This is a genomic window from Stenotrophomonas sp. TEPEL, assembly GCF_004348785.1.
GTDB lineage: Bacteria > Pseudomonadota > Gammaproteobacteria > Xanthomonadales > Xanthomonadaceae > Stenotrophomonas > Stenotrophomonas indicatrix.
In genome coordinates this window covers 3,694,172-3,721,152 of sequence record NZ_QQXJ01000001.1, presented here as the reverse complement: position 1 = coordinate 3,721,152, position 26,981 = coordinate 3,694,172, and the positions used below count along the sequence as shown (strand labels likewise).

The following is a 26,981-nucleotide window of genomic DNA, read 5'->3' as shown; positions in this document are numbered from 1 at the left end:
GGACGCCGTAAACCCGTCCATGGGGGCTTGGCCGCGGCATCCATGCCGCGGACACCCCCGCAACCGGACCCACCCCGCCTGCCCACGGAATGCCCGCTTTTGCCGTTGCCGTTGCCGTCGATTCGGCGGGTGCAGGGCGCAGCCCTGCAAAAGAAAACCCCTACCTTACGGCCACTGCATCTCGCCCTTGGCCACCTTCGCACTCAACTCCAGCGACGCCACGCCCGCCAGCTGCGGATAGCGCGCCTGCATCGCCTTCACCAACGCAGCGCTGTCCCTGGCCTTGGCGGTTTCAACATCGAAGGCACGGATGTAATCCGCGGTGAAGCGCAACGCACTGGCATCCAGTGCCGCACCCTCCGCGTAATGGCCGGGCACCACCACCTTCGGCTTCAGCGCCTGCAGCTGCTGCAGCGTGCGCAGCCAATCGGCATGCGACTGCGGCGTCTGCGTATCGGCCATCCACACATGCTCGCCGGCCACCACCGGAATGCCACCGACGATCGCACGCAGCGACGGCACCCACAGCACGCTGCGGTCCGGCGTCGGGCCATCCAGGCCGATCAACGGCAGGCGCAGGCCTTCCAGCTGCAGTGCATCGCCTTCCAGTACTGCGGGCACCACGATGCGTGCGGGAGCGTCGGCGCCCATCTTCGGCCCCCAGTACGCCAGCTTGCCGGCCTGGGTTTCACGGATGTGCGCCACGGTCTGCGCGGTGGCGACGATGCGCGCCTGCGGGAACGCATCCTGCACGGTGGCCAGGCCGAAGTAATAGTCCGGATCGCCATGGCTGATGTAGATGGTGGTCAGCCGCTTGCCGCTGGCGCGGATCTGCTCGACCAGCCGGCGTGCATCGCCGGCAGCAAACTGCGCGTTGACCAGGATCGCGTCGGTGCGCCCTTCGATCAGCACCGAGGACACCGAGAACATTGCCTGCGGGCCGGGATGGAAGGTCTGCAGGCGCAGCTGGGATGTGGCGGCGCTGGCGGGTGCAGGCGCGGCCGGTGCGGCCGGTGCGGCCAGCAGCGGGGCGCTGGTGAAGCTGGCAGCCAGCGCGAGAGGAAGCAGCAGGGCAGCAGTACGCATGGGAGGTGTCCTTGGAGTGTCGAGCCGAGCGTTGGCCATGCCGGGCGTCCTTGCCCGGCCCCCTGCGGGCCGTCGCAAGCGACGTTGGCAACGGCTCCTGCCGTTGCCTTCGGCTTTACAGGTGGGTAGCGCCGGGCCATGCCCGGCGGCCTGACATCAATACGCCGCGGTGATGATCTGCTTCGGGTACTGGTGCGCTTCCAGCTCGGCGACGAACGCGGCGCCGTAGTCGGCGTAGCTGATGCGGCTGTGGCCGTTGGCATCGGCGAGGAACGCCTTGGGCTGCACGCGGTACTGCCCACGCTCTTCACCCGGGCCGATTTCGGCCGCCGGCGAGAAGAAGGTCCAGTCCAGGTCATCCACCGCCTGCAGGCGGTTGAACGCTTCACGGTGGGCAAGCGCGTAGGGCTTGTAGGCCTCCGGGAAGGTGGGGGTGTCGACCAGCTGCACGCCGGGGGCGACTTCCAGGCTGCCGGCGCCGCCGACCACGACCAGGCGCGGCACGTGGGCCTTGCGGGCGGCGTTGGCCAGTTGTGCGGCAACCTCGCCGACGCGACCGATGTCGTCGCCCGGGCGCGGGCCGTAGGCGCTGGCCAGCACATCGTGGCCGGTGATGGCGGCGACCAGGGCGTCCTGGTCATCCAGCGAGGCGATGACCGGATGGGCGCCGGCCAGCTCGGCCGGCAGGTCCTGCGCGCTGCGCACGATGACGGTCAGTTGATGGCCGTTGGCCAGCGCGTGGCGGGCGATCTGGCGGCCGATGTTGCCGGTGGCACCGACGAGGGCGATCTTCATGGCAGGACTCCGTGGGGGTGGTGGCTGGGAATGGGGCCACTGTAGGCCGCTGCAGTCGCTCGAAAAACAGCGTATAACGCGCTTGTTTGTTGCATGGATCGAGCAGATGGACCGATTGACCGCCATGACCGTATTCGTCGAAGTGGCCGAGCGCGGCAGCCTGACCGCCGCCGCCGAGGTGCTGGACATGTCGCGGGCGATGGTCAGCCGCTACCTGGCCGAGGTGGAGGGCTGGCTGGGCGCGCGGCTGCTGCACCGGACCACGCGTCGGGTCAGCCTGACCGGGGCCGGTGAAGCCGCGCTGGCGCGTTTCCGGCAGATGCTGGCGATCGGCGAGGAACTGCAGGGTGAGCTGGCCAGCGACGATCCCGAGCCACACGGCACGCTGCGCATCACCGCCAGCGTGTCATTCGGGCAGAGCCATCTGGCGCGTGCGGTGGCCGCCTTCGTGCAGCGCCATCCGGCCGCACGCATCGAACTGCTGCTGGTCGACCGCATGGTCAACCTGGTGGAGGAGCGCGTCGACCTGGCCGTGCGCATCGCGCGGCAGATCGACCCCAGCCTGATCGCACGTCGCTTGGCGATCTGCCGTTCGGTGCTGTGCGCGACGCCGGCCTACCTGCAGGCGCGTGGCACGCCGACCGCGCCCGAACACCTCGCCGTGCACAACTGCCTGACCCATCACTACGTCGGCAAAAGCCTGTGGCAGCTGCATCGCGAAGGGCGCTCGTTGTCGGTGGCGGTGGGCGGCAACATCAGCGCCAATGAAGCATCGCTGTTGCTGGAGGCGGTGCGCGCCAATGCCGGCATCGCCATGTTGCCGACCTACCAGGTCGCACCGTTGCTGCGCAGTGGCGAACTGATCGAACTGCTGCCCGAATACAGCCTGGACGAGCTGGGCATTCATGCCGTGTACGCCTCGCGCCGGCAACAGCCCGTTATCATGCGGAGATTCCTGGATTTCCTCGCCGAGTGCTTCGCCAGCCCGGCCTTCCAGGATCTGGACTGGCGCCCTTCGCGCAGGGAGAACACATGAACCATGGACAGGCGTTGATCGACCACAACCGTGCTGCCTGGGACCGACTGGCCACCCGCGCACGCCGGATCGGCTGAAGACGCGGGCGTACAATGGACGGCCCCACGTTGCACGAGTGAGCCGCCCCTTGTCGTATCCCTATCCGCTGGTCGTGTTCGACCTCGATGGCACGCTGGTCGACAGCGCCGCCGATATCGCCGAAGCACTCAACCGCACGCTGGAAGACATCGGCCTGGCGCGCGTACCCGAAGCCACCGTGCTGGGTTGGATCGGCGACGGCGTGCGCCGGCTGGTCGAACAGGCCGTGCAGGCCGCCGGGCGTCAGATCGATCTGGCAGCGGTGATGCCGACCTTCATGGTCCATTACCGCGAATGCCTGCTGCGCAGCCCGCAGCTGTTCGCTGGCGTAGTGGACGCGCTGGCGCAGTTGCGCGCGTTGAACGTGCCGCTGGCCATCTGCACCAACAAGCCGGCCGCGCTGGTGCCGCCGTTGCTGCAGCACCTGGGTATCGCCGACGCCTTTGCGCTGGTGCTGGGTGGTGATTCGCTGCCGCAGCGCAAGCCCAGTGGTGAGCCGTTGCGGCATATCGCCGCGCACTTCGAACTGCCCGTCGATGCGTGCCTGATGGTTGGCGATTCGCTCACCGACTATCGTGCTGCCGAGGACGCCGGCATGCCGATCGCGCTGGTGCGCTACGGCTATCCGCGAGGACTGGACCTGGAAAACGCGCAGGCCGTCGCGGTAATCGACGACCTGCGTGAACTGCCGGGATTGGCTGCGGTATCGGCGATCTGACCCGCCGGTAGCGCCGGGCCATGCCCGGCGGCCCTTCGATCTGGCGCCCCGACGCCGGGCATGGCCCGGCGCTACCACTTACCTGGGCTGGTAACGCACGCTCAGCTGATACTCGCGGCCTGGCTGGTTGAACCACGCCACGGTTTCGTACTCGCGGTCGAATACATTGGCCACCCGCGCCAGCACCGACCATGCCGGGGTCAGTGCGTATTCGGCGCGCAGATCCAGCGTGCCGTAGCCGCCGACCTTCACCGCGTTGGCGGCATCGTCATAGCGCTTGCCCGCGCCCTGCACGGTCAGGCCGGTGCGGAAATCACCGAAACGGCGGTCGATGTCCAGGCGCGCGGTCTGCTGCGCACGGCGGGCCAGCCAGTTGTCGAACTGCGCGCTGCCGTTGGTGCGGTTGCGCGGGTCGGTGAAGCTCAGCTGCGCGTTGATGTCGAAGCCGGCCACGGTGGCGCCGCCGGTCAGTTCGGCACCGCGAATGCGTGCCTTTTCGACCTGCTGCATGCGGAAGGTGGCCGCGTCGTAGGTGATCAGGTCATCGATGCGGGTTTCGTACACGTCCAGGCCCCAGCGCCAGCCCTGGCCCTGCTGCGAGATGCCGAGATTGGCACTCTTGGACTTTTCCGGGTCCAGCGTCGGCACGCCGCTCCACGGGTCGTACAGGTCGCTGAAGGTCGGTGCCTTGAACGCGGTGCCGTAGCTGGCGTTGACGCGCAGGCCGTGGCCCAGCTCCATCGCCCAGCCGAGGCTGCCGGTGGCATGGTTGCCGAACTGCTGGTTGTCATCATTGCGTGCGCTGGCCTGCAGCTGGTGACGGCCGAAGCGCGCCTGGTACTGCAGGAACACGCCGGTGTTGCGACGGCTGTCGACCAGGTAACCGGCGCTGCTGCCATCCAGGTTGTCCTCGCTCCAGTCCACGCCGGCGCTGAGCAGCTGGCCTTCGGCAATACCGATGTCGGCCTGCAGCGAAGCGCTGTCGCGGTGCGTCTGTGCGCTGCCGCGTGCACCGAAATCACCGAAGTTGTCGGACTCGTTGTCGCTGCGGCCGACGTTGGCGGTCAGCGTCAACTGCTCGGACGGGGTGTAGCGCACCTTGCCGGCCAGCACCTGCTGGCGGGTCTCGGAGTAGTTGTAGTAGCCGTCGTAGTGGTTCTTGCCGTCGGCACGCAGGGCGCTGCCTTCCACGGTCCACTGGTCGCTCAGGGTGTAACCACCGCGCAGGCTCTTGGACAGGTTGCGGTAGCCATCGCGGTCGGGTTCATCGGCAAAGCAGCCGGTGAACAGCGTGGCCGAACCGCGGCAGGCATCGATGCCATCCGAATGCTGGTAGGCGATGTCGGCGCCGAACCAGCCGCGTTCGGTGCCGCCACCGATGCCGCCGCTGGCTTCACGCAGGCCATTGCTGCCGCCGCCCAGCTGGAAGTGCGGAGCGAAATCACCCTGGTTGCGGCGGGTGAAGATCTGGATCACGCCGCCGATGGCGTCGGCACCGTACAGGCTGGACTGCGGGCCGCGCACGATTTCCACGCGCTCGATCTGTGCCAGCGGCAGATCCTGGTACATCGCCAGGCCGAGGTCGGCGCTGTTGATGCGCACGCCATCGACCAGCACCACGGTATGCGAGGAATTGGTGCCACGCAGGAACAGCGAGCTCTGCTTGCCCAGGCCACCGGCATTGGTCAGGTTGATGCCGGCGCGGCCCTGCAGCAGTTCCTGCAGGGAGGTGGCCTGGCTGGATTCGATCTGCGCGCGGTCGATCACCTGCGCAGGCGCAATGCTGTCCTGCAGGGCGATCGGAGTACGGGTAGCGGTGACCAGCACCTGGTCGAGGTCGGCGGCGCCATCATCGGCCAGGGCCAATGCAGGAAGTGCGGCCAGCACGGCCAGGGACAGCATTCGGGACTGCAGTTTCATCGGGGGACTCCAGGTGCCGCGCACGCCCGCGCAGCGAAGGGGAGGAGTCACAACAGGCAGGCACGCGCCGATGCCGCGGCCATCGCCACAGACATCCAGCGCCATGCCCACCGCATCGCGACCTGAGGCTTCCGGGCCGGTCTCCGGGCTCGCCGCCGGGTGGCCCGAGGCCACCGTCCAGGCGCCTTCCCATGCCTGCGGCACAGTGGCGGGTTGCCTGGAACTGACGTGCTTACCGTTGCGGGGGCAGCGCCGGCATGGCGTGTTGTCACGCGTCACCGGCTTCCCGTTTCAACCTGCCGGCAGGGCCGCAGGTCACCTGGAAGTGCGCGCAGTCTACGGCATCGCGGCCGGCCCGTAGCGTCGAACCCGCACGACTGAGCAGGCGCGGATGCACCTGCACGGTGCAGCAGACCTGCGCCAGCGCCTAGAATGCAGCTCGAATTATCGTGGTGCCGTTGCCGATGTCCGTCTGTTTTCCGCTGTTCCCGCGCCGCCCTGACTGGGCACGCGCATGATCCTCGACCTGGTCCGCCATGCCGGCAACGGTCGCGATGAGTTCCTCGATGGCCGCAGCGATCCGCCGCAGCTGGCCCGCCTGCCGCAGGAGCTGGTCGATGCCTATGCCGGGCAGTCGTGGGAACGGGTGATCAGTTCGCCGCGCCTGCGCTCGCTGCATACGGCGATGGCACTGGCCACACCGCGCGCGCTGGATGTTGAGGCCGACGAGGAGTGGGAAGAGCTGGATTTCGGCGACTGGGATGGCCAGTCATTGTTCGATCTGCCGGAAGAGGCGTTGGCCGCGTTCCACGCCGATCCGCACGCGTTTCCGCCGCCGCATGGCGAAAGCTGGGGCCACTTCGAACGGCGCATCGCACGCGCGCTGGATCGCCTGCTGGATGACGACGACCCGCCGCCGACGGTCGTGGTCAGCCACGGCGGCCCGCTGCGCATGGTGCTGTCGCTGGTGTGCGGCCTGCCGATGTCGCTGTGCTGGGCGCTGCGCATCGACCACGGCACGCGCCTGCGCGTGTGGGTCGAGCGCGGTGAAGCGGGGCTGGTGGGCGAGCTGCTGGAGCTGCAGCAACCCTGATCGGACGGTAGTGCCGGCCGCTGGCCGGCAACTGCACGATCTTCGCAACGTTCCTGAGCTTGCCGGCCAGCGGCCGGCACTACCAAACAGTCAATCCTCGTCGGCGCTTTCGGCCGTGCCTTCTTCGCCGTCGTCCTCGGCGTCGAAGCGCTGCTCATGCACCGGGCCCGATGCCGGACCTGCCGCCTTCAGCGGATGCACGGCAATCCGTGCTTCGTAGTCCTGCACCAGCGCTGTGCGCTGCGGTTCGCTCAGTTCCTGCCAGTGGCAGTCCAGCAGCGCACCTTCCAGCGAATACAGCAGGTTGAGGCTGGGCTTGAAGCCGGCACGCTTGACCTTGACGAAGGCACCGACGGCACCGATCGCAACCAGGTCCTCACGGCTGCGCAGGCCGACCTGGCGCAGCCATGCCGCACTCTTCGGGCCGATGTTGCGCAGCTTGACCGCGCTCACGCCAACGCCCCGACGAACACCTCGGCGATGGCTTCCAGGCCGGCCTGGTCCTCGGCATCGAAGCGGCCGACGACCGGGCTGTCGATATCGAACACGCCGATCAGCTCCCCACCGCGGAGCAACGGCACCACCAGTTCCGAGCGCGATGCGGCATCGCAGGCGATATGGCCGGGGAAGGCGTCCACATCTTCGATCCGCTGGGTAACGCGCTGGCTGGCGGCCGCACCGCACACGCCCTTGTCCAGCGGAATGCGTACGCAGGCCGGCAGGCCCTGGAACGGACCGACCACCAGTTCCTTGCCGTCATACAGGTAGAAGCCTACCCAGTTCAGGTCGGGCAGGGCGTGGTAGACCAGTGCAGCGAGGTTGGCCGCATTGGCGATGCGGTCGGACTCGCCGTAGACCAGGCCACGGGCCTGTTCCAGCAGCTGGGCGTATTGTTCCGGCTTGCTGCCGGTGAGCGAGGCGTTGGCGAACATGGCCGCAGTCTAGCAAGCGTGCCGGGCCAGCGATAATGGGGGCTCTGCTGCCCTGCTGGAGCCTGTGATGTCCCCGCCTGCCACGTTGCCGAAGGCCCTGTTCGTCACCGGCACCGATACCGAGATCGGCAAGACCGCCGCCAGTACCGCGCTGCTGCACGCGCTGCGCCGGCGCGGCCTGCGCGCGGTGGGCATGAAGCCGGTGGCCAGCGGCAGCCACGACGCGGGGCAGGGGCTGCGCAACGACGACGCGCTTGCATTGCAGGCCGCCAGCCTGCCGGTGCCTGACTACGCCGATCTGAACCCCTACGCATTGCGCCAGCCGTTGGCGCCCGAGCTGGCGGCCGCAGAAGATGGCGTGCGCATCGAACTGGCCCCGATCGTGGCGGCGTTCGAACGCCTGCGCGCACAGGCCGACGTGGTGGTGGTCGAAGGCGTGGGCGGCTGGCTGGCGCCGTTGTCGGCGCAGCTGGACCAGCTTGACCTGGTACGTGCGCTGCGGCTGCCGGTGGTGTTGGTGGTCGGCATGCGCCTGGGCTGCGTCAACCATGCGCGGTTGACCGCACACGCGCTGCAGGCCAGTGGCGTGGAGTGCCTGGGCTGGATCGGCAACCACATCGATCCGTCGATGCAGCGCCAGGATGAGAATTTCGCGACCTTGCAGCAGCGCCTGCCGATGCCCTGCTGGGGCCGGCTGCCGCATCTGCCGGGCGCCGATGGTGAAGCATTGAGCGCGTATCTGCACAGCGCGTGATGGTAGCGCCGGGCCATGCCCGGCGGATTTTCTGGCGCGCTCGCCGGGCATGGCCCGGCGCTACCGATTAAGCCCCACCCCCATGGTGCGATGGAAGCACTGCAACTGGCACTGCGCGCGTCCAGGGTCTGGCAGCACGACAACCGCAGGCAATGCCGGTAGCGCGCGCCACGCGAATACACCTGGCCCGGCATGAACACGATGTCCTCTGCCAATGCGCGCTCGAACAGCTCCCGGGTGTCTACGCCAGGCAGCTCCAGCCACAGCAGGAACCCTCCCTGCGGCTCGGTGGCGCAGGTGCCGGCCGGGAAATGTTCGGCCACCAGCTGCCGCAGGCGACCGACCTGTTCGCGGTACAACCGGCGCATGCGATGCAGGTGGTGCTCGTAGCTGCCTGCTTCCAGATAGGCCGCCACCGCATCACCGAGCAGCTGCGGTTCGCCGCCGGTGGACTGGAATTTGAGCAGCGCGATGCGTTCGGCGAAGCGGCCGCCATCGAGCCAGCCGATGCGGTAGTCCGGTGCCAGCGTCTTCGAGAATCCACCGACCGCCATCACCCAACCGTCGCGGTCGAACGCCTTCAGCAACGGCGCTGGCGGCTCGCTGAACTGCAGTTCGGCATACACCGCGTCTTCGATCAGCGGCAACTCGCGTGCATTGACCAGTTCGGCCAGGCGCTGCTTGTCGGCGATCGGCATCGTGCAGCCCAGCGGGTTGTGCACGGTCGGCATCACCACCAGCGCCGCAAGAGGGGTGTGCTGCAGCAGTGCTTCCAGCGCATCCACGTCCAGGCCGCGCTGCGGATGGGTGGGCAGTTCGATCGGCTGCAGGCCCAGCGTGGTCAGCAGGGGATACAGGTTGAAGTACGAGGGCGCTTCGATGCCGACCGCATCGCCGGGTTGGGTGACCGCGCGCAGTGCCAGTTGCAGTGCTTCCATCGCACCATGGGTCAGCAGCAGGCGTTCGGGGTGGGTATGCAGGCCCATCCGCGGCCCACGCCGCACGATCTGCGCCAGCAGGCGTGGCGAACCATTGGGACGGGCGTAGGTTTCCACGGTCTGCTGGCCATGGCGCAGCACCTGCGCGGTGTGCCGGGCCAGCTGCGCACCCGGGTAGAACTGGCGCCCACGCGGGCCGGCAAAGGCGAGGTCGATCACGCCGGGGCGCCGCTGCGCTTCCAGCACCCGCGCCATCAGCACCTGCTGCAGCGGGGCGGTGGGTGCGGACGGCGCATCGCGCAGCGAGCGCTGCGGAACCGACAGTCGCGGCGCGACTTCGAAACCGGCCTTGGGCCGCGGAATGACCAGACCGGCGTCTTCCAGCTGACGGTAGGCCGCGATCACCGTGTTCAGGCTGAGCTGGCGCTGTGATGCCATCTGCCGCAGCGAGGGCAGCCGGCTGCCGACCGGCAGGCGCCCGCCGTGGATGGCTTCAGCCAGCTCGTCCGACAGCCGCTGGTAGCGGGGAGGAATCATCGTGGTGGCGTCTTCTGTATCCATCGACCTGGCCCGCATCTGGTTCTGTACCCATGATGCTGAGGAGCCTAGCATGTCGTTGTCGGCGGGGCCTGATCGGGGCCGGGTCGATACTTCCCAAGCGCACGGCCCTGTGGCCGTGCGTCTTTTTTCATGCCTTGGTGGTGCCGGCCGCTGGCCGGAAATCCCTGGCTGAGGACGGGGGCGGTTGCCGGCCAGCGGCCGGCACTACCCGGGGTGTCACCGCATCGGCACCAACGCGGGATCGCGGCGGTACAACGCCGGGAACTGCTTGCCCAGCGCGGTCAGCTTGGGTGCGTCGTAGTAGCGGATGTACGCGGCCTGCGGGTAGTTGCTCATGTAGTTCTGGTGGTAACTCTCAGCCGGGTAGAAGCGCTGGCCGCTGCTCACCTGGGTCACGATCGGCGCGCGGTAGCTCCCCGCCTGACCGAGCTGACCGATGTACGCACGGCTTGCTGCCTGCTGGCGCGCGTCTTCGACGAAGATCGCCGAGCGGTACTGGCTGCCATGATCGGGCCCCTGGCGGTTGAGCTGGGTCGGGTCGTGCGCCACCGAGAAGAACACCTGCATCAACTGTCCATAGCTGACCTGGCGCGGGTCGTAGTCCACCTTCACCGCTTCGGCGTGGCCGGTGCGGCCACCGCTGACGCGTTCATAGCGGGCGTCGGCGGCACTGCCTCCGATGTAACCGGACACCGCGTTGCTCACCCCTTTGACGTGCTGGAACACGCCCTGCACGCCCCAGAAACAACCGCCGGCGAAGACCACGCTGGCGTGGCTGGCGTCATCGCGGAACGCCGCATCGCCGGTGGGCGCAGGCAGTGGCTGCCGCTGCGCGGTGGGCTCGGCCGGGGCGGCGATCGCGCTGTGGTCCACCAGCAGCACACCCGCGACCAGCGCGGTGGCGACCAGGCCGGCGACGCCGGCGGCAATGCCCTGTTCGAAGGAGAGTTTCATCGTGTGCTCCCGGTTCAACCGAAGGTGAAGGCGTAGGCCTGCACGCCTGCGTCGAGGAATTCGATCTCGAAACGATGCGGACCGATCATGCCGCGCTGGCGGATCAGCTGGTACAGGCGGTGCTCGTTGACGGTGCCGGTGCCATCGGCGGCCACGTCGGCGCCGGCATCGGCCGCAGGCAGTGGCTTGCCATCGAGCAGCACGCGGAAGCGCACCGGCTTGCCGTCGTCGCCCGGTGCCAGCACCAGATGCAGGTCGCGGGCGTGGAACTGGAACGCGATGCGGCCGCCGGCCTGCTGCAGTTGTGCAGCCTCATCGTTGACCCGCCACTGTCCGGACAGGCCCCATTGGTTCAGCGCCAGAGCGGACGGCAGCGTGTAGCCGAATGCTGCGTCGGCGCGTTGCCCGCCCGGCGAGGCGAACTGCTCGGCACGTGCGTGGCCCAGGTAGGTTTCCGGCGAGCGCAGGTTGCCCATGTCGGCCTGCGTGGCCACGCCCTGCAGGTCAGCCGCGGCTGGATCAGCAGGCGGCGGCAGCTCGGTCTGCCCGGCTTCCACCAGCAGGCGGCGGATCACCTGTTCGGAGTGCGCGTAGTTGCCCTCGCCGAACTGATGACCGCGGATGTTGCCCTGTGCATCGACGAAGTAGTGCGCCGGCCAGTAGCGGTTGTTGAACGCGCGCCAGATCGCATACTGGTTGTCGAGTGCGACCGGGTACTCGACCTTCAGCTGCTGCACGGCCTTCATCACGTTGCGCGGGTCGCGCTCGAACGCGAATTCCGGGGTGTGCACGCCGATCACCACCAGGCCATGGTCGCGGTAGCGCTGCGCCCATTCGTGCACGAACGGCATCGCACGCAGGCAGTTGATGCAGGAATAGGTCCAGAAGTCGATCAGCACGACCTTGCCATGCAGCTGCTCGCGGCTCAGCGGCGGGCTGTTGAGCCACCCGGTGGCGCCGTCCAGCGTGGGCAGCGTTCCTTCCACCGGCAGCGGCGCGCCTGCCTGGCCGCCTGCCATCATCATCATCGGTGGTGCTGCCGGCTGCGTGCCGGGCACGGCATCCAGCAGGCCCTGTTCGATGCGTGCGGTACTGACCGCGGACAGGCGGGTCAGCAGGCCGGTGTCCCAGCCCAGGCCGATCGCCACCACCGCCAGCAACGCGGCCACGCCCAGCACCCGGCGCACCACATTACCCAGGCCGAGCCGGGCCTGCAGTGCGCGGAACACACGGCCGCCCACCCACACCGCCAGCGCCAGTGCGGTGACGGCGCCCAGCGCGTAGGCCAGCAACAGCGAACTGGTGCCGGCACTGGCGCCGTTCAGGGCGGCACCGGTCAGCACCAGGCCGAGAATCGGACCGGCGCAGGGGGCCCACAGCAGGCCAGTGGCGATGCCGATCAGCAGCGAGGTCCAGGCGCCGCCACGGCCGGCCGCATCCGCGGCGTCGGCACGTGCGCTCAGGCGCGCGCCGATGCGCTGGAACGGCGCCAGCAGGTGGTCGGCCAGGGTCGGCCACAGCAACGCGATGGCGAACACCGCCATCAGTACCAATGCCACCCAGCGGCCGACCTGGTTGGCCTGCGCCACCCACTGGCTGCCGACCGCGGCAAGGCTGGCGACCACGGTGAAGGTCAGTGCCATGCCCAGCAGCAGCGGCAGGGTGCTGCGCAGGAAAGGACGATCAGCGCGTGCGAACACGAACGGCAGCACCGGCAGGATGCACGGGCTGAGCAGGGTTAGCACGCCGCCGAGATAGGCAAGCAGCAACAGCAGCATCATCAGGCTCCAGAAGCAGGGGAAGAACCGACCGGCACGCGCCAGCCGCCAGCGGCGTCCTGTTGCTCAGTCCCGGGCATGAACGCCATCGCGGCGCCGTTCATGCAGTAGCGCAGTCCGGTCGGCCGAGGCCCGTCGTTGAACACATGGCCGAGGTGGCCGCCACAGCGGCGGCAATGTGCTTCCACCCGCACCATGCCGAAGGTGGTGTCACGGTCCTCGCCGATGGCATTGTGCAGCGGCGCCCAGAAGCTGGGCCAGCCGGTGTGGCTTTCGAACTTGGTGGACGAAGAGAACAGCGGCAACCCACAGCCGGCACAGGCGAACGTGCCCTGCCGATGTTCCTTGTTCAGCGGGCTGCTCCAGGGCCGCTCGGTGGCCTGCCGGCGCAGCACGGCGTACTGCGCCGGGCTCAGCAGCCGGCGCCACTCGGCGTCGCTGCGGACCACCTCGAACTGTCGCGCAGGCCGTGCCTCGGCAGCGGCCGGGGCCGCGCGGCTGCACGCGCCCAGGCCCAGCAGGCCGGCGGCGGTGACAGCACCTCCCAGGCCCAGCAGATGGCGGCGGGTGAGGGACATGGTGGACTCCGGGAAGGGGCGACGGGGCCATGCTGCGCCCCCTCCGGTCAACGAATCCTCACGCAGGATTCAATTTTTCGTGAGGTATCCACGTCGCTCCCGCGCCACAATGCGGGCAGCCTCCCCACTGGCCCGAAGCTGCCGATGTCCGCCAAACGTGTCCTGATCGTTGAAGACGATGCCCACATCGCCGACCTGCTGCGCATGCACCTGGGTGATGAGGGCTATGAAGTCGCACACGCCGCCAGCGGCGATGCCGGCCTGCGCCTGATCGAACAGGAAGGTCCGTGGGATGCTCTGGTACTGGACGTGATGCTGCCGGGCGTGGACGGCCTGCAGGTCTGCCAGCGTGCACGGGCGATGGCGCGCTACGTGCCGATCATCATCATCAGCGCACGTGGCAGCGAAACCCAGCGCATCGTCGGCCTGGAACTGGGCGCGGACGACTACCTGGCCAAGCCGTTCTCGATGCCGGAACTGGTGGCGCGTGTGCGTGCGCTGCTGCGCCGCGCCGAAGCCATGGCACAGAACGCGCGCATCGATGCCGGGGCGATCGAACTCGGAGGGCTGCGGCTGGACCCGGTTGCGCGTACTGCCGCCGTCGATGGCAATGCACTGGAACTGACGCCGCGTGAGTTCGAACTGCTGCTGTTCTTCGCCCGCCACCCGGACCAGGTGTTTGCGCGGATGGAACTGCTCAACCAGGTCTGGGGCTACCAGCACGACGGTTACGAGCACACGGTCAACACCCACATCAACCGCCTGCGCAGCAAGATCGAGACCGACCCGGGCAACCCGCGGCGCCTGCTGACGGTGTGGGGGCGCGGTTACAAACTGGTCGACCCGGCCGGGGCGGCCACATGATCAAGCCGAACCTGTGGCAGAAACTGGCGCTGGTGATGTCGGCGCTGATGCTGACGTGCTGCATGGCGCTGCTGGCCTGGCAGATGCGCACCAATATCCGGCATGAGCAGGAAGTGGTGCAGCGCCTGTCGCTTGGGTTGGCCGAGCACATCGCCCAGCGCAGCGAGCTGATGGACACCAGCGGCATGCGCGATGCAGCGGTGCGCGCCTTGTTCGGCCAGCTGATGGCGGTCAACCCCAGTGTCGAGGTGTACCTGCTGGATGAGCAGGGTCGCATCCTCGGCCACGATGCGCCCAGCGGCCACCTGGTGCGCAGCCGGGTGGACGTGGCACCGCTGCGGCGCCTGCTGTCCGGTGCGCCGCTGCCGATCCTCGGTGACGATCCCCGCAGTGCCGATGGCCGCAAGGTGTTCAGTGTCGCGCCGCTGGTGGTGCAGGGGCGGCAGGCGGGTTACGTGTACGTGGTGCTGGTGGGCGAACACCGGCAGATGCTGGCCGACGATCTTGCCGCCAGCAGCCAATGGCACACCACGCTGTGGTCGGTGCTGCTGATCGGCGGGCTGGGCCTGCTTGCCGGCCTGGTGGCCTTCTACTGGGTGACCCGGCCCCTGCGCCAGGTCACCCGGCGCATCCAGGCCTTCGACATCGACGCACCGACGCCCCTGCCAGCGCCGGTACCGCTGCGCGCGGGCGAGCGCGATGAACTGAAGATCCTCGAACATGCCCATGTGCAGATGGCACAGCGGCTGGGCGAGCAGTGGCAGCAGTTGCGCCAGCAGGATCTGCAGCGCCGCGAACTGGTGGCCAACATCTCGCACGACCTGCGCACGCCGCTGTCCTCGCTGCACGGTTACCTGGAAACGCTGGCGCTGAAAGAAGCCACGCTGTCGCCGCAGGAGCGTCGTCGCTATCTCGGTATCGCGCTGGCGCAGAGCGCCAAGGTCGGCCGTCTGGCCCGGGCGTTGTTTGAACTGGCGCGGCTGGAGCACGGTGAAGTGCGGCTGGAGTGGGAAGTGTTCGCGCTGCCGGAACTGCTGCAGGACGTACTGCAGAAGTTCGAGCTGGCCGCGCAGGCACGTGGGCAGCGCCTGCACGCTGACTTCCCGCCGGGCCTGCCGCTGGTGCGCGCCGACCTGGGTCTTGTGGAGCGCGTGCTGACCAATCTGCTCGACAACGCGCTGCGGCATGCGCCGGACGGGGGCCGCGTGCAGGTGCAGCTGTCGGCGCTGCCCGACAGTGTGCAGGTGGCGGTACAGGACGATGGCCCCGGGGTGGCGCCAGCACTGCGTGGGCAACTGTTCCAGGCGCCGGCGGCACTGGGCGCGCGGCGTGGCGAAAACGGCGGGCTCGGCCTGCTGATCGTGCAGCGCATCGTGCAGTTGCATGGCCGCCGTATCGAACTGCGCGACAGCGAACAGGGCGCGCTGTTCGTGTTCGCCTTGCCGCGTGCCGATGCCGAGGCGAACTAGGCGTTGTCTGCCGGGGGCGGAGCACCGCTTTCCATCGGCAGCAGCAGCCGGATGCAGGCACCGCCGAGCACCGAATCGGCCACTTCCACGTGGCCGCGATGCTTGTCGGCCACCACCTGCACCAGCGCCAGGCCCAGCCCGAAGCCCGGGCTGGCCAGGTCCAGCCGCACGTAGGGCTGCAGTACCTGGCTGCGCAGTTCGACGGCGATACCGGGGCCGTCGTCCTCCACCTGCAGGCACAGCCATCCCTCGTTGAGCGTGCTGACGATGCGGATCTGCCGGCGCGCATAGCGCAGCGCGTTGCCCAGCAGGTTGCGCAGCGCCAGTTCCAGCATGTGCCGGTTGACGTTGACCAGGCCTGCCGGTGACAGGTCCTGCTGCACCGGTATCGTCAGTGGTGCGAACTGCTCGACCACGCCGCGTACCAGCGCGGCCAGTTGCAGGCGCTGGCGGGTGACCTGATGGCAGCGGCCGAGCGCGGCGTACTCGACACCCGCATCGGTCAGGTGCTGCAACCGGTCGATGTCGATGCGCAGGCCGGACAGCGCATCGCGCTGGGCGTCGTCCAGTCCGGTGTCTTCCAGGTCGGCCAGGCCGAAGCGCATGCGTGCCAGCGGTGTGCGTACTTCGTGCGCCACCGCCTGGGCCAGCACGCGCTGGCTGTCCAGCAGCAGCTGCAGCTGTTCGGCCATGTGGTTGAACGCCTTGGCCAATGGCCGCACCAGCGCGGTACCGGCGCGTGGCGCCCGGCTGTCGAGCTGGCCATCGCGCATCCGTCGTGCGGTCTGCGCCAGCTGCGAGACATCGCGCCACAACCGGTAGACCATCACGTACATCGGCAATGCCACCGCCACCATCAGGATCAGCAGGATGATGGCCACGCCGGAGGCTTCGCTGTCCTGCCAGCCTTCTTCGGGCAGGGCCTGGTCCAGCGGCCCCAGGATCAGCGCACTGCTGCTGTTGCCGACGCGCTGCAGGCTGCGCATGCTGTCCAGCTCGATCTGCACGTGTCCGTCGAGCAAGCCCTTGCGCTGTTTCGCCGGCAGTATCGCGGCAGCCTCGGTCAGCGGCACCAGCTGCAGCGGATAGGCGAAATCGCTGTCCAACTGTTGCGCCAGGGCTGGCCACTGCGCCGGTGGCGTTTCGGCGAAGCGATGTTGCAGCATCGCGTGCGGGCCGCGCATTTCCGCCTGCAGGCTGGCCTCGGTGCGGTCTTCCAGCAGCGCATCCCAGGCCCACAGCCCGAGCACGATCAGCAGCAGATGGGCGGTGAGGAAACCGATGCCGTAGCGCAGGAAGTGGAAGGCATGGCCACGCATGGCCGACGACGGATGCTTCATCCCCATGCCGATCGGCTGAACAGGTAACCACGGCCGCGCACGGTCTTGATCCGCTCGGGCTGTTCCGGATTGTCGCCGAGCTTGCGCCGCAGGCGCGAGATGCGTGCGTCGATCGAGCGGTCCAGGCCATCGAAGGCGATGCCGCGCAGGCCACGCAGCAGCGCATCGCGGTCGAGGATCTGGCCCGCGTTGCCCGCCAGCAGGAACAGCAGGTCGAACTCGGCAGTGGTCAGCTCCAGCAGGCGCCCCTGCAGGTGCACGTTGCGGGTGGACGGGTCGATGCTCAGTTCACCGAAACGCAGGGCGCCATCACGTGGCTCGACCCGGCGGTGGCGGCGCAGGTGGGCGCGCAGCCGGGCCAGCAGCACCCGCGGTTCGATCGGCTTGCCGATGTAGTCGTCGGCGCCCAGCTCCAGCCCCAGCACCTGGTCGATGTTGTCGGTGCGGGCACTCAGCACGCAGATGATCCCGTCATAGTGGGGCCGGATCTGCCGACACACTTCGAAACCATCCTGGCCCGGCAGACCGATGTCGAGCAGGACCAGCGCCGGCTTCTCGCTGAGGATCCGGGCGATCGCGCGCTGGCCGCAGCGTTCGTGGGCGACCTGGTAACCGTGGCGCTTCAGGTAGTCGCTGACCATCGTGCCCAGCCGAGCGTCGTCTTCAACCAGTACGATATCCAGCATCTACAAGGCCTCCGGGGTGCTTCCGTACCGCCGTGGCACGAGCGCGGCGATGCTATCCCAGCTGCCGGGCCGCTCGGGTCCAGGGAGCGGGCGCCATTCAGCCGGGGTTGCTGGCGCGCGGGCCGGGCCTCAGGCCGGGCAACGACTTGGCCGCACGGTAGCCATCGTCTTGTTACAAAACGTTACGTAAGCCGCGCCTGCGGTGACGGTCGCTGACAGCGCTACGACTGACGTGGCGCTCGGCGGGGCCGAGCATGGCAGCTCTCCCCATCCGCGTGCCGCCCTCATGCCGTCCGCCTCCCATCCCGCGCTTTTCCTTGAATGCCCTTGCCACGGAGGCCAGCGATGAGCGGCGTGGTCGGGGCCTGGCTGCCGCCTGCCGACGACGAGCAGCTGCTGCAACAGCTGGCGCCGATGCTGCGGGCGCTACAGCAGCGTGGCCGCGGTCGCATCGGGTACTGGACCGATGCCGATGCAGGGCTGGCCCTCGGTCATTGCCGTGCGCCGACCGACATGCCGTTGCAGCCGCTCAGCTCCAGCTGCGGGCGCTACGTGCTGTGCCTGGATGGCCGCATCTACAACCGCGCGGCCCTGCAGTCGCAGCTGCGCGACCTGCCACGCAGCTGCACCGATGCACGCCTGTTGCTGCAGGCCATCGTCGAGTGGGGCGTGCAGCGTGCGCTGTCGCGCATCGAAGGGGCATTTGCGTTCAGCGTATGGGACCGCCACGCGCACGAGCTCTGGCTGGCGCGCGACCCGGTCGGCGAACGGCCGCTGTATTACGGCTGGTACCAGGGCCAGTTCCTGTTTGCCTCGGAGTTGAAGGCGCTGCAGGCCTTTGCCGGATTCGCTCCCAGCATCGACCAGGATGCATTGAGCCTGCTGCTGCGCCATGACTATGTGCCGGCGCCGCACACCATCTATCGCGGCATCCACAAGCTGGTGGCCGGGGCGATGCTGCGCGTGGACCTCAACGATCATGCCGCCGGCGGATCAACGCAGGCCACGCAGGGCGGCCTGCGCTACTGGTGCGCGCGCGATGCGATGCAATCCGCGCTGCAGCAGCCGTTGCAGCCGGCGCCCAGCCTGGAGCAGGCCACCGACCAGGTGGAGGTGGTGCTGCAGCAGGCGATCGCCACGCGCATGCATTCACCCGTGGCCTGCGGTGCATTCCTGTCCGGTGGCACCGATTCGTCGCTGGTGGTGGCGATGATGCAGGCGCAGTCGGCGTTGCCGGTGGAAGCATGGACGGTGGGTTTCGACGACCCCGGTCACGACGAGAGCGACTGGGCCTCGCAGGTGGCCCGGCACCTGGGCGTGCATCACCACCTGCACAGGATGGACAGCCGGCAGGGCCTGGAACTGCTGCAACGCTTGCCGCAGGTCTGGTGCGAACCGTTCGCCGATGCCTCGCAGCTGCCCACCCTGCTGGCCAGCGAGCTGCTCGGCGCGCGCAAGCCGGTGGCGCTGACCGGCGACGGCGGCGACGAGCTGTTCTTCGGCCACCCCAGCTATGGCCGCGCGCTGCGCAATGCGCGGCTGTGCGGTGGCCTGCCGGGCTGGGTACGCGATCTGGCGCGGCGTGGCAGCAGCCGCTTGAACGTCGAGCGTGGTCGGCTTGGCGGTTGGCGCGCACTGGTGGCCGAGGTGGCCGCCAACGACGTGGAGGGGCATTACCTGCAGCGCGTCACCCGCTGGCGGCAGCCGACCCAGGTGGTACTGGGGGCGCGCGAGCCGGCGACGATCTTCCACCAGCAGGACACCGCACTGCCGGCGGAAGCGCGCATCCAGCTGCTGGATTTCCGCATGGACCTGGCCGAGGGGATCCTTGCCAAGGTCGACCGTGCCGGCATGGCGGCCGGCGTGGAGACGCGCTCGCCGTTGCTGGACATGGAGGTCATACGCCTGGCCTGGCGCCTGCCGCAGCACTTGAAGTACCACGACGGCGAGCACAAGCGCATCCTCAAGCATCTGCTGGCGCGCTATCTGCCCGCGCCGCTGGTCTATCGCCCCAAGCGCGGTTTCGGCCCACCGATGGCACGCTGGCTGGCCGGCCCGCTGCGCGACTGGGCGGAAGCGTTGCTCGAGCCGCAGCTGCTGCGCAACCAGGGGTGCTTCGATGCAGTACGCGTGCGCGCGATCTGGGAGGCGTTCCTGCGCGGCGAGCGCAAATGGCATACGCACCTGTGGAACGTGTTGATGTTCCAGGCGTGGTACCAGCACTGGCACGGCAATCGCGGGCGCTGAGCGTTTCTGCATGGCATGTGGCGGATGCATTCTGCGCGGCACATCTGCGCGGCGCAGGGCGGAGGCCCTTGCGTGCGAATGTCCTCCGGCGCCGGCCCTTGGCCGTCACCTCCCCCTTTACTTCGCACGCAAGGGCCTCCGCCCTGCGTGGGGAGATCTTCGGTGGCCCCAGCAAAGCAGCGATCTGCGCATCTGGTGCCGTAAGCCGAGCCTCGTCGGGGCGGGTAGGGGGGGTAGGGGTTTGGGCAAAGTAAAAGAGGAGGTGACGGCCAACGGCCGGTGCCGGGGGACATTTGCCCAAACCCCTACGTGCCCCGGCGGGGCCCTCCAGCTCGCAGAGACCCGGACGAAGACGCGCTCCAGAATCCAGACGCCGGGCAAAAAAAGACCCGGCAGAGGGAGGGATCTGCCGGGTCCGGATTGCATGGGGGGAGGGACCCATGCAATGAGCGTGGGCGTCGCGCCAGTGGCTGTTGCTGCCAGTCGCATCCGCCGTGCATTTGTATTGATGCAATGCAGCATACGCCGATCATGCGGCAATGCAACAAAAATCACGAAGGCGCCGTCTCCGGCGCCTTGAGGCCTTTCAGATCAATGGGTTGATCAGGCGGCAGGGCCGCGGTAACGGCAGCCCGAGGTGCAGGTTTCGTGCACGGTGATCTCGCTCAATGCCGGCAAGGTGGACTTGAGCTCGTTCCAGATCCACACGGCCAGGTTTTCGCTGGTCGGGTTCTCCAGGCCGGGGATGTCATTGAGGTAATGGTGGTCCAGGCGCTCGTAGATCGGCTGGAAAGCCGCCTTCACGTCACCGAAATCCATGATCCAGCCGGTCTGCGCGCCCGGCTCGCCCTCGACCTTCAGTTCCACCCGGAAGGAGTGGCCGTGCAGGCGCGCGCACTTGTGCCCGGGCGGCACGTTGGGGAGGCGGTGCGCCGCCTCGAGCATGAAGACTTTGAAGATTTCCATGGCGCGATTGTACGCCGCGGGCGGCCGATCAGCCCGGCTTTGCGTTGCCTTCCCGTGAAGAAATTCTTTCCATCCGGATGAAGAGATGATAGTTTCTCTTATATCCGTATGAAGAGATGTTATTGGCCGCACCCCGGCCAGGCATGGATTACTGCGGAACTTACCTCGTCCTTCCACTACCTCCCCCACATCGTCATGCCCCAGCACACCCTGCTCGTGGCGGCCCTGGCCGTCGCTCTGGCCGCGCCTTTGTCTGTCGCCGCCGAAACCCCCGCCGACGCCAGCGCCGAAGCCAGCACCCTGGCTGCCGTGCGCGTCACCGGTTCCAACATCAAACGCGCCGATACCGAAGCCTCCAACCCGGTGCAGGTGATCGGCCGCCAGCAGCTGGAACAGACCGGCAAGGCCACCGTGGCCGATGTGCTGCGCTCGATCTCGGCCAACACCGGCAATGCCAGCAACGAGACCACCAACAACGGTTGGGCGTCGGGCTCGGCCGGCATCGGCCTGCGCGGTCTTTCGCAGAAGAACACGCTGGTGCTGCTCAACGGCCGCCGCCTGGCCAACTACGGCTTCCCGGCCGGCGGCCTGTCGGACACCTTCGTCGATCTCAACGCGCTGCCGCTGGTGGCCGTCGAACGCATCGAAGTGCTCAAGGACGGTGCGTCGGCGGTGTACGGCAGCGATGCGGTGGCCGGCGTGGTCAACATCATCACCCGGCAGAACTTCGAAGGCGCCGAGATCGGCGGCAGCTTCGGCGGCGCCGACCAGGGCGGCCTGCACGAGCAGAACCTGAAGTTCGTTGGTGGCCTGGGCGACATCGACAAGGATGGCTACAACATCCTCTTCAGCCTGCAGGGCTACAACCGCGAGCGACTGGACCAGGACGAGCGCAACCTGACCAAGAGTGGCATCTACAGCGACCAGCCCGGCGGCCGCTGGAACGGCTGGTCGGCCAAGGGCGCACGCTATCTGGTCAATGGCACCTCCGTGCCGATGCTCGATGCCAACGGCAACTGCCCCACCGGCACCACCCGCGTGGCCAGTGCGCCGATCGACGGTATGGCCGGTGATACCTGCGGCTTCAACCAGGCCCCGTACACCACCCTGATTCCCTCGACCAAGCGTTACCAGGCCTACGCCAACGGCACGTTCCGCCTCGGCGACAACGTCGAAGCGTTCGGTGAAGTGCTGTACAGCCAGATCAAGAGCGCTGCGTGGTTCGGCAGCAGCCCGTTCTTCACCCTGGAAAGCGGTCGCTTCGCACTGAACGCGCAGACCGGCCTGGCCGAGCCGGTGTCGTCCAACCTGCCGGCCAGCAACCCGTACAACCCGTACGGCCGCGCGATCCCGATCGAATACACTTTCTTCGACCTCGGCGGCACCATCAAGACCAACCGGTCCACCGCCTATCGCGGTGTGTTCGGGCTGCGTGGCAACACCGAGAAGTGGGACTGGGAAGTGGCCGCGTTCGGTGCGCGCAGCAGCGAGCGCGAAACCGTCTCCGGCGGCTTTGCAAACCGCTGGGCACTGGCCAATGCACTGGCCACCGGCAGCTACAACCTGCTGAACCCGGCCGCGACGCCGCAGTCGGTACGCGATTCGATCAACATCGCCACCCTGCGTCCGGCCGAGTCGGTGCTGCAGGGCATTGATGCGAAGATCTCCGGCAGTCTCGGCCACACCTGGGCCGGCGACATCGGTTTCGCCGCCGGTGCCGAATGGCGCCGCGAGAAGCTTGATTCGAACAACCCGTGGCAGATCGATGCCGGCCTGCAGGTGCGCCCGGCAATCGCCGAAGTGCATGGCGAGCGCAAGGTCAGCGCCGCTTACGCCGAGGTCAACGTGCCGCTGGCCTCGACCCTGGAACTGTCCGCTGCCGCCCGCGCCGATCATTACGATGATTTCGGCGACGCGTTCTCGCCCAAGCTCGGCCTGCGCTGGCAGCCGCTGGATTTCCTGCTGGTGCGTGCCTCGGCGTCGAAGGGCTTCCGCGCACCGTCGCTGTCGGAGAACTCCAACAGCACCAGCATCGCCTACGGCAGCGTGGTCGACCCGCGTGATCCGGACGTGCCGGGCTCGCGGCAGAACCCGACCTTCTTCACCGTCGGCAACAGCGACCTGAAGCCGGAGCGCACCAAGAGCGTGAACTTCGGCGTGGTGCTGTCGCCGTGGGCGAACACCAACCTGAGCATCGACTATTACCGTATCCAGCTGGACAACCTGGTCGGTACCAACAACACCCAGACCCTGGTCAACGACAACGTCGCTGGTGCCGTGCAGCGCGATGAGCGTGGCAAGCTGCAGGCGGTGTACAACCGCTACCAGAACCTGAGCGAACTGAAGACTTCGGGCATCGACGTCGAGCTGAGGCAGCGCATCCCGACCACCGCGTTCGGTGACTTCACCGTGACCTCGGCCTACACCCACGTACGCGACTACCGGCGCCCGACCGTGGTCGGTGGCCCGCTGGTGGACTATGCCGGCAGCAACCTCGGCGCTACCCTGCCGAAGAACAAGGCCACCACCACCCTGGACTGGAAGTACAGCGACTACACCGCCGCGGTGACCTGGTACTACACCAGTGGCTACGACCAGAAGGCCAGCACCGCTGCCGCTGCGGTGCAGAGCCGCGTCGACGCCTACAACCAGTTCGATCTCTACCTTGGCTACACCGGCATCGAGAACCTGACCGTGTACGCCAAGGTGCAGAACCTGGGTGACAAGACGCCGCCGTACGACGCCTCGTTCCCGGGCATCCGCGCGCCGTACGATTTCAGCCAGTACGACCTGCGTGGCCGCTACTTCACGCTGGGCTTCGACTACCGCTTCTGATCCACCCGCCGCGGCCGGCCACCCTGTGTGGCCGGCCGTGTTGCCATGTTCCAGGGGAGTCACCGTGTCCTTCCACCGCCGTGCCGTTTTCCCGTTGTTGCTCGCCGTCGCCACCGCCGTATCGTTGCCGCCTGCGGTACATGCGCAGAGCGCCTATTTCTTCCCGCAGACCACCGATGCCGCGGCATTCGATACCGCCATTCCCACGCCGGAGCAGTTCCTCGGCTATCCGATCGGCAGCCGCTACACCCGCCATGACCAGCTGGTGGCTTACTTCCAGGAGCTGGCCAAGCACTCGGACAGGATCAGCGTGCGCGAGATCGGCCGCAGCTATGAGGGCCGACCGCTGCTGATCGCCACGGTCACTGCTGCAGGCAACCACGCGCGGCTGGAACAGATCCGCCAGCAGCACGCGACCCTGGCCGATCCGGCGCAGCCGCGCAGCGCTGCCGGTGACAGCCCGGTGGTGGTGTGGCTGGGCTACAGCGTGCACGGCAACGAGACTTCCAGCGGCGAAGCGGCGATGCTGACCGCCTACTACCTGGTGGCCAACCGCAGCGCGGAAACGCAGCAGTGGCTGCAGCAGGCGGTTGTGCTGTTCGACCCTGCGCAGAATCCCGACGGCCGCGATCGCGCCGCCAACTGGCACAACGCCTGGGCGTCCGATCCGGCCTCGGCCGATCCGGCCGACAAGGAACACGTTGAACCGTTCCCGCAGGGGCGTACCAACCACTACTTCACCGATCTCAACCGCGATTGGCTGGCACTGACGCAGCAGGATTCGCGGCCAAAGGTGGCGCAGTTCCACCAGTGGTACCCGAACGTGCAGATCGACTTCCACGAAATGGGCAAGGACAGCACGTACTACTTCGAGCCATCGCCGAAGAGCATGCATAGTCCGTTGATCCCGGCAGCGTCGTACGAGTTCAACAAGACCCTGGCCAAGTACCACGCCCAGGCGCTCGATGCGCTGGGTTCGCTGTACTACACCGGTGAGAACTTCGACAATTTCTCGCCCGTATACGGCTCGACCTATCCGGATTTCCACGGCGCGGTCGGCGTCACCGTGGAGCAGGCCAGCTCGCGCGGCCGCGTGCAGGAATCGGTGAATGGCCTGCTGACGTTCCCGTTCACCATCCGCAACCAGGTTGCCACCGGGTTGAGCACGGTGCGCGGTGCGGTGACCGAGCGCAGCGCGCTGTTCGATCTGCAGAAGCGTTTCTTCCAGAGCGCGCTGAAGCAGGCCGCACAACAGCCGGTGAAGAGCTTCGTGTTCGGCGACGCGCATGATCCGGCATTGACCCGGCGCCTGCTGGAACTGCTGTTGCTGCACAGGATTGAAGTGCATGCACTGGACCGCGCTGTCAGTGTAGATGGCCAGCGTTTCGAAGCGGGCAGCGCCTACGTGGTGCCGGTGCAGCAGGCGCAGTTCCGCCTGGTCCATTCGATCTTCGCCGAGACCCCGCCGATCAAGGGCGACGTGTTCTACGGCAGCACCAGCTACGCGATCGCCCCGGCCTACGGCGTGGCCTTTGCCGGCAGCCGCAGCCGCATCGATGGCGGCGCTCGCGTGGTCGAGGTTCCCGCAGTGCAGGGAGGGCTGACCGGCGGTGAAGCGGGCTTCGCCTACGTGATCGACTGGCGCGACTACAACGCGGGCCGCGCACTGGCCGCCCTGCAGGCCAAGGGCTTGTCCACGCGTGCCACCTTCCAGCCGTTCACCGCGGCCACCGCACAAGGTGAGGTGGCCTTTGCCGGGGGCAGCATCGTGGTACCGGTGGCCGGGCAGCCGCTGCAGGGTGCGGCGTTGCAGGAGGCGGTCGCCGCCGCCGCGCGGGCCGCCGATGTGCAGGTGCATGCGCTGGCCAGCGGTCGCAGCCGCGACGGCATCGACCTTGGCAGTGATGGCGTCAAGGCACTGCGCAAGCCCGCCGTCGCGCTGGTGATGGGCGAGGGCGTGGCAGCCACCGAAATCGGTTCGGCGTGGTTCCTGCTCGACCAGCAGCTGCGCCTGCCGGCCAGCAAGCTGGACCCGCAGCAGCTGGGCAAGGTATCGCTGGAGCGCTACACCACGATCGTGCTGTCCGGCGGCACCTATGCCGGCATCGACGCGACCGCGGTAGCGGCATTGAAGCGCTGGATCCAGGCCGGCGGGTCACTGGTCACCTATGGCAGCGCGTCGAAGTGGGCGATCGAACAGAAACTTGCCGACGGCGAGAAGCTGGGCAAGGACGAGGAAGCAGCAGACACCACGCGCCGCGCCTTCGGTGACCAGCGCGATATCGCCGCGATCGAGCGTGTCAGCGGCAACATCCTCAGCGCCGACGTCGACCCCAGTCATCCTTTGGCGTTCGGCGTGCCGCGCCGGCAACTGGCGATCAACAAGGAGAACACGGTCATCCTGCAGCCGAGCACGAACGGGTTTTCCACGGTGGTGCGGATCGACGACACACCTCGGGTGAACGGGTATCTGTCCGAGCGCAACCGCAGTCGCGTGGCCGGCAGTGCGTGGCTGCTGGTGTCAGCGCAGGGGCAGGGCAACGTGATCCTGTTTGCTGATGATCCGGCGCATCGCAAGTACTGGCATGGCACTGATCGGATGCTGATCAACGCGATCTTCTTCGGGAATCTGGTGAATCCGGCGAAAGCGCGGGGTTGAGGCATTACGCGCCGAACTGATGCTGGGATTGGGAGGACGGATGGGCCGCGCAGGACACGCCGCAAGTACGTCCGTGTAGGCTCGTAGGCGCCATCCATGGCGCCTGCGGTCCTGCGCGGCCCATCCGTCCTCCCCAGACAGTTTCCTGCGGGCGCGGATGCATCAAACCCAAGGCGGGAGCAAGGGCAAAAGCAAAAGTTGGAATTCCGGCTTTTGCTTTTGTCTTTGAATTTGAATTTGATCCTTCTTCTCTCGGCTACCCGGCGGGACAAGTAGGCGCTGGAAATGTCTGAAGCGTTGGGGAGCGGGGGCAGTGCAAAACCGCAGGCGCCATGGGCCCGAGGCATGCCCCGGGCGGGTTGGGCAGGACGCCCAACCCCGGTCTTGCCGTGTGCGCAGGACAGCGCACACGAGCAAGGCGCCTACGAGCCCCCATGGATGGGTTGAGGTGGTCAAGTATTTCTGGACACTCTCAAGGGGCGTTCAGGCCACCTGCGCTTCGTGAAGCGCAGGTGGGACCAGCCCGTTGGCGGTGTGCAGCCGACGGTTGTACCAGTCCACAAACTTTTCGATATCCACGGCTGCCTCGTGCCGGGTCGGGTACTTGGCGTACAGCCATTCTCCCTTGAGGGTGGCAAACACCCGCTCCACTACGGCGTTGTCCCAGCAATTGCCCTTCCGGCTCATGCTCTGG

At 67.7% G+C, this 26,981-nt stretch carries 21 protein-coding genes, 1 pseudogene and 1 riboswitch; of the genes and pseudogenes, 9 read left to right on the top strand and 13 right to left on the bottom strand.

What is annotated here, in order from left to right:
• Window positions 1–165 precede the first annotated feature (165 nt).
• Both TEP_RS17030 and TEP_RS17025 read right to left on the bottom strand, forming a co-directional pair.
• The gene (locus TEP_RS17030; protein WP_132826052.1) at window positions 166–1,086 is read right to left on the bottom strand and encodes an MBL fold metallo-hydrolase; all 921 of its coding nucleotides are present in this window, start codon (window positions 1,084–1,086) and stop codon (window positions 166–168) included.
• Between the two features lie 156 nt (window positions 1,087–1,242).
• Window positions 1,243–1,881, bottom strand: a complete 639-nt coding sequence (locus tag TEP_RS17025) for an NAD(P)H-binding protein (protein WP_132826051.1) — start codon at window positions 1,879–1,881, stop codon at window positions 1,243–1,245.
• Window positions 1,882–1,987: 106 nt separating this feature from the next.
• On the opposite strand from TEP_RS17025, the gene TEP_RS17020 reads away from it, so the two are divergent.
• Together TEP_RS17020 and gph are read left to right on the top strand one after the other, a co-directional pair.
• On the top strand, window positions 1,988–2,917 hold the full coding sequence (locus TEP_RS17020; RefSeq protein WP_132826050.1) for a LysR family transcriptional regulator: 930 nt from the start codon (window positions 1,988–1,990) through the stop codon (window positions 2,915–2,917).
• A 127-nt stretch (window positions 2,918–3,044) separates the two neighbouring features.
• Window positions 3,045–3,713 (top strand): phosphoglycolate phosphatase, encoded by a 669-nt coding sequence (gene gph, locus TEP_RS17015; RefSeq protein WP_025878426.1) that lies wholly within the window; start codon window positions 3,045–3,047, stop codon window positions 3,711–3,713.
• Window positions 3,714–3,791: 78 nt separating this feature from the next.
• On the opposite strand, the gene btuB is transcribed toward gph, so the two are convergent.
• Window positions 3,792–5,633 carry a TonB-dependent vitamin B12 receptor gene (btuB, locus tag TEP_RS17010; protein WP_132826049.1) on the bottom strand — a complete coding sequence of 614 codons (1,842 nt, stop codon included), beginning with the start codon at window positions 5,631–5,633 and terminating at the stop codon, window positions 3,792–3,794.
• A 116-nt stretch (window positions 5,634–5,749) separates the two neighbouring features.
• Window positions 5,750–5,971, bottom strand: a riboswitch (cobalamin riboswitch).
• Window positions 5,972–6,147: 176 nt separating this feature from the next.
• Between btuB and TEP_RS17005 the strand changes: the two genes are divergently transcribed.
• Complete coding sequence (locus TEP_RS17005) at window positions 6,148–6,726, top strand: histidine phosphatase family protein (protein WP_059065880.1); 579 nt, start codon at window positions 6,148–6,150, stop codon at window positions 6,724–6,726.
• A gap of 90 nt (window positions 6,727–6,816) precedes the next feature.
• On the opposite strand, the gene TEP_RS17000 is transcribed toward TEP_RS17005, so the two are convergent.
• The gene (locus TEP_RS17000; protein WP_132826048.1) at window positions 6,817–7,179 is read right to left on the bottom strand and encodes a TfoX/Sxy family protein; all 363 of its coding nucleotides are present in this window, start codon (window positions 7,177–7,179) and stop codon (window positions 6,817–6,819) included.
• Complete coding sequence (locus TEP_RS16995) at window positions 7,176–7,658, bottom strand: GAF domain-containing protein (RefSeq protein ID WP_025878430.1); 483 nt, start codon at window positions 7,656–7,658, stop codon at window positions 7,176–7,178. Before TEP_RS16995 ends, TEP_RS17000 begins: the two co-directional genes overlap by 4 nt.
• Before the next feature lie 67 nt (window positions 7,659–7,725).
• Between TEP_RS16995 and bioD the strand changes: the two genes are divergently transcribed.
• Window positions 7,726–8,412, top strand: coding sequence for a dethiobiotin synthase (gene bioD, locus TEP_RS16990; RefSeq protein WP_132826047.1), 687 nt, complete (start codon window positions 7,726–7,728; stop codon window positions 8,410–8,412).
• 113 nt (window positions 8,413–8,525) lie between these two features.
• Here the strand turns inward: bioD and TEP_RS16985 are convergent.
• The 4 genes and pseudogenes from TEP_RS16985 to msrB form a co-directional block, all read right to left on the bottom strand.
• Window positions 8,526–9,911, bottom strand: a pseudogene (locus TEP_RS16985) (PLP-dependent aminotransferase family protein); the annotation flags it as partial.
• Window positions 9,912–10,127: 216 nt separating this feature from the next.
• Window positions 10,128–10,865 carry a peptide-methionine (S)-S-oxide reductase MsrA gene (gene msrA / locus TEP_RS16980; protein WP_132826046.1) on the bottom strand — a complete coding sequence of 246 codons (738 nt, stop codon included), beginning with the start codon at window positions 10,863–10,865 and terminating at the stop codon, window positions 10,128–10,130.
• 14 nt (window positions 10,866–10,879) lie between these two features.
• Window positions 10,880–12,643 carry a cytochrome c biogenesis protein DipZ gene (locus TEP_RS16975; RefSeq protein WP_132826045.1) on the bottom strand — a complete coding sequence of 588 codons (1,764 nt, stop codon included), beginning with the start codon at window positions 12,641–12,643 and terminating at the stop codon, window positions 10,880–10,882.
• 2 nt (window positions 12,644–12,645) lie between these two features.
• Window positions 12,646–13,221: a peptide-methionine (R)-S-oxide reductase MsrB gene (gene msrB / locus TEP_RS16970; protein ID WP_132826044.1), complete on the bottom strand. Its 576-nt coding sequence runs from the start codon at window positions 13,219–13,221 to the stop codon at window positions 12,646–12,648.
• Between the two features lie 144 nt (window positions 13,222–13,365).
• Between msrB and TEP_RS16965 the strand changes: the two genes are divergently transcribed.
• Both TEP_RS16965 and TEP_RS16960 read left to right on the top strand, forming a co-directional pair.
• The gene (locus TEP_RS16965; protein ID WP_032976390.1) at window positions 13,366–14,085 is read left to right on the top strand and encodes a response regulator transcription factor; all 720 of its coding nucleotides are present in this window, start codon (window positions 13,366–13,368) and stop codon (window positions 14,083–14,085) included.
• Window positions 14,082–15,554, top strand: a complete 1,473-nt coding sequence (locus TEP_RS16960) for a HAMP domain-containing sensor histidine kinase (RefSeq protein WP_132826043.1) — start codon at window positions 14,082–14,084, stop codon at window positions 15,552–15,554. Before TEP_RS16965 ends, TEP_RS16960 begins: the two co-directional genes overlap by 4 nt.
• On the opposite strand, the gene TEP_RS16955 is transcribed toward TEP_RS16960, so the two are convergent.
• Window positions 15,551–16,894, bottom strand: a complete 1,344-nt coding sequence (locus TEP_RS16955) for an ATP-binding protein (protein WP_132826566.1) — start codon at window positions 16,892–16,894, stop codon at window positions 15,551–15,553. The two genes, TEP_RS16960 and TEP_RS16955, sit on opposite strands and share 4 nt — an antisense overlap.
• On the bottom strand, window positions 16,891–17,580 hold the full coding sequence (locus TEP_RS16950; RefSeq protein ID WP_025878439.1) for a winged helix-turn-helix domain-containing protein: 690 nt from the start codon (window positions 17,578–17,580) through the stop codon (window positions 16,891–16,893). Before TEP_RS16950 ends, TEP_RS16955 begins: the two co-directional genes overlap by 4 nt.
• Before the next feature lie 345 nt (window positions 17,581–17,925).
• Here TEP_RS16950 and asnB point away from each other — a divergent pair, with 345 nt between their 5' ends.
• Window positions 17,926–19,827 (top strand): asparagine synthase (glutamine-hydrolyzing), encoded by a 1,902-nt coding sequence (gene asnB, locus TEP_RS16945; protein WP_132826042.1) that lies wholly within the window; start codon window positions 17,926–17,928, stop codon window positions 19,825–19,827.
• Window positions 19,828–20,430: 603 nt separating this feature from the next.
• Here the strand turns inward: asnB and queD are convergent.
• Entirely contained in the window at window positions 20,431–20,793 is a 363-nt protein-coding gene (queD, locus tag TEP_RS16940; RefSeq protein WP_132826041.1) for a 6-carboxytetrahydropterin synthase QueD, read from the bottom strand.
• A gap of 195 nt (window positions 20,794–20,988) precedes the next feature.
• On the opposite strand from queD, the gene TEP_RS16935 reads away from it, so the two are divergent.
• Together TEP_RS16935 and TEP_RS16930 are read left to right on the top strand one after the other, a co-directional pair.
• Window positions 20,989–23,628, top strand: a complete 2,640-nt coding sequence (locus tag TEP_RS16935; protein ID WP_132826040.1) for a TonB-dependent receptor — start codon at window positions 20,989–20,991, stop codon at window positions 23,626–23,628.
• Window positions 23,629–23,692: 64 nt separating this feature from the next.
• Window positions 23,693–26,287 carry a M14 family zinc carboxypeptidase gene (locus TEP_RS16930; protein WP_132826039.1) on the top strand — a complete coding sequence of 865 codons (2,595 nt, stop codon included), beginning with the start codon at window positions 23,693–23,695 and terminating at the stop codon, window positions 26,285–26,287.
• A 483-nt stretch (window positions 26,288–26,770) separates the two neighbouring features.
• Here the strand turns inward: TEP_RS16930 and TEP_RS16925 are convergent.
• Window positions 26,771–26,981 (bottom strand): integrase core domain-containing protein (locus TEP_RS16925; protein WP_165933935.1); only part of this gene is annotated, 211 nt, incomplete at its 5' end.

What these genes read in the sequence shown, in the direction of transcription:
- TEP_RS16995 (WP_025878430.1), bottom strand. Translation starts at nt 7,658, where the DNA reads ATGTTCGCCAACGCCTCGCTCACCGGCAGCAAGCCGGAACAATACGCC.
- queD (WP_132826041.1), bottom strand. Translation starts at nt 20,793, where the DNA reads ATGGAAATCTTCAAAGTCTTCATGCTCGAGGCGGCGCACCGCCTCCCC.
- btuB (WP_132826049.1), bottom strand. Translation starts at nt 5,633, where the DNA reads ATGAAACTGCAGTCCCGAATGCTGTCCCTGGCCGTGCTGGCCGCACTT.
- TEP_RS16975 (WP_132826045.1), bottom strand. Translation starts at nt 12,643, where the DNA reads ATGCTGCTGTTGCTGCTTGCCTATCTCGGCGGCGTGCTAACCCTGCTC.
- TEP_RS17025 (WP_132826051.1), bottom strand. Translation starts at nt 1,881, where the DNA reads ATGAAGATCGCCCTCGTCGGTGCCACCGGCAACATCGGCCGCCAGATC.
- TEP_RS16950 (WP_025878439.1), bottom strand. Translation starts at nt 17,580, where the DNA reads ATGCTGGATATCGTACTGGTTGAAGACGACGCTCGGCTGGGCACGATG.
- TEP_RS17020 (WP_132826050.1), top strand. Translation starts at nt 1,988, where the DNA reads ATGGACCGATTGACCGCCATGACCGTATTCGTCGAAGTGGCCGAGCGC.
- TEP_RS16955 (WP_132826566.1), bottom strand. Translation starts at nt 16,894, where the DNA reads ATGAAGCATCCGTCGTCGGCCATGCGTGGCCATGCCTTCCACTTCCTG.
- bioD (WP_132826047.1), top strand. Translation starts at nt 7,726, where the DNA reads ATGTCCCCGCCTGCCACGTTGCCGAAGGCCCTGTTCGTCACCGGCACC.
- msrB (WP_132826044.1), bottom strand. Translation starts at nt 13,221, where the DNA reads ATGTCCCTCACCCGCCGCCATCTGCTGGGCCTGGGAGGTGCTGTCACC.
- TEP_RS16935 (WP_132826040.1), top strand. Translation starts at nt 20,989, where the DNA reads ATGCCCCAGCACACCCTGCTCGTGGCGGCCCTGGCCGTCGCTCTGGCC.
- TEP_RS16960 (WP_132826043.1), top strand. Translation starts at nt 14,082, where the DNA reads ATGATCAAGCCGAACCTGTGGCAGAAACTGGCGCTGGTGATGTCGGCG.
- TEP_RS16965 (WP_032976390.1), top strand. Translation starts at nt 13,366, where the DNA reads ATGTCCGCCAAACGTGTCCTGATCGTTGAAGACGATGCCCACATCGCC.
- TEP_RS17005 (WP_059065880.1), top strand. Translation starts at nt 6,148, where the DNA reads ATGATCCTCGACCTGGTCCGCCATGCCGGCAACGGTCGCGATGAGTTC.
- asnB (WP_132826042.1), top strand. Translation starts at nt 17,926, where the DNA reads ATGAGCGGCGTGGTCGGGGCCTGGCTGCCGCCTGCCGACGACGAGCAG.
- msrA (WP_132826046.1), bottom strand. Translation starts at nt 10,865, where the DNA reads ATGAAACTCTCCTTCGAACAGGGCATTGCCGCCGGCGTCGCCGGCCTG.
- TEP_RS17030 (WP_132826052.1), bottom strand. Translation starts at nt 1,086, where the DNA reads ATGCGTACTGCTGCCCTGCTGCTTCCTCTCGCGCTGGCTGCCAGCTTC.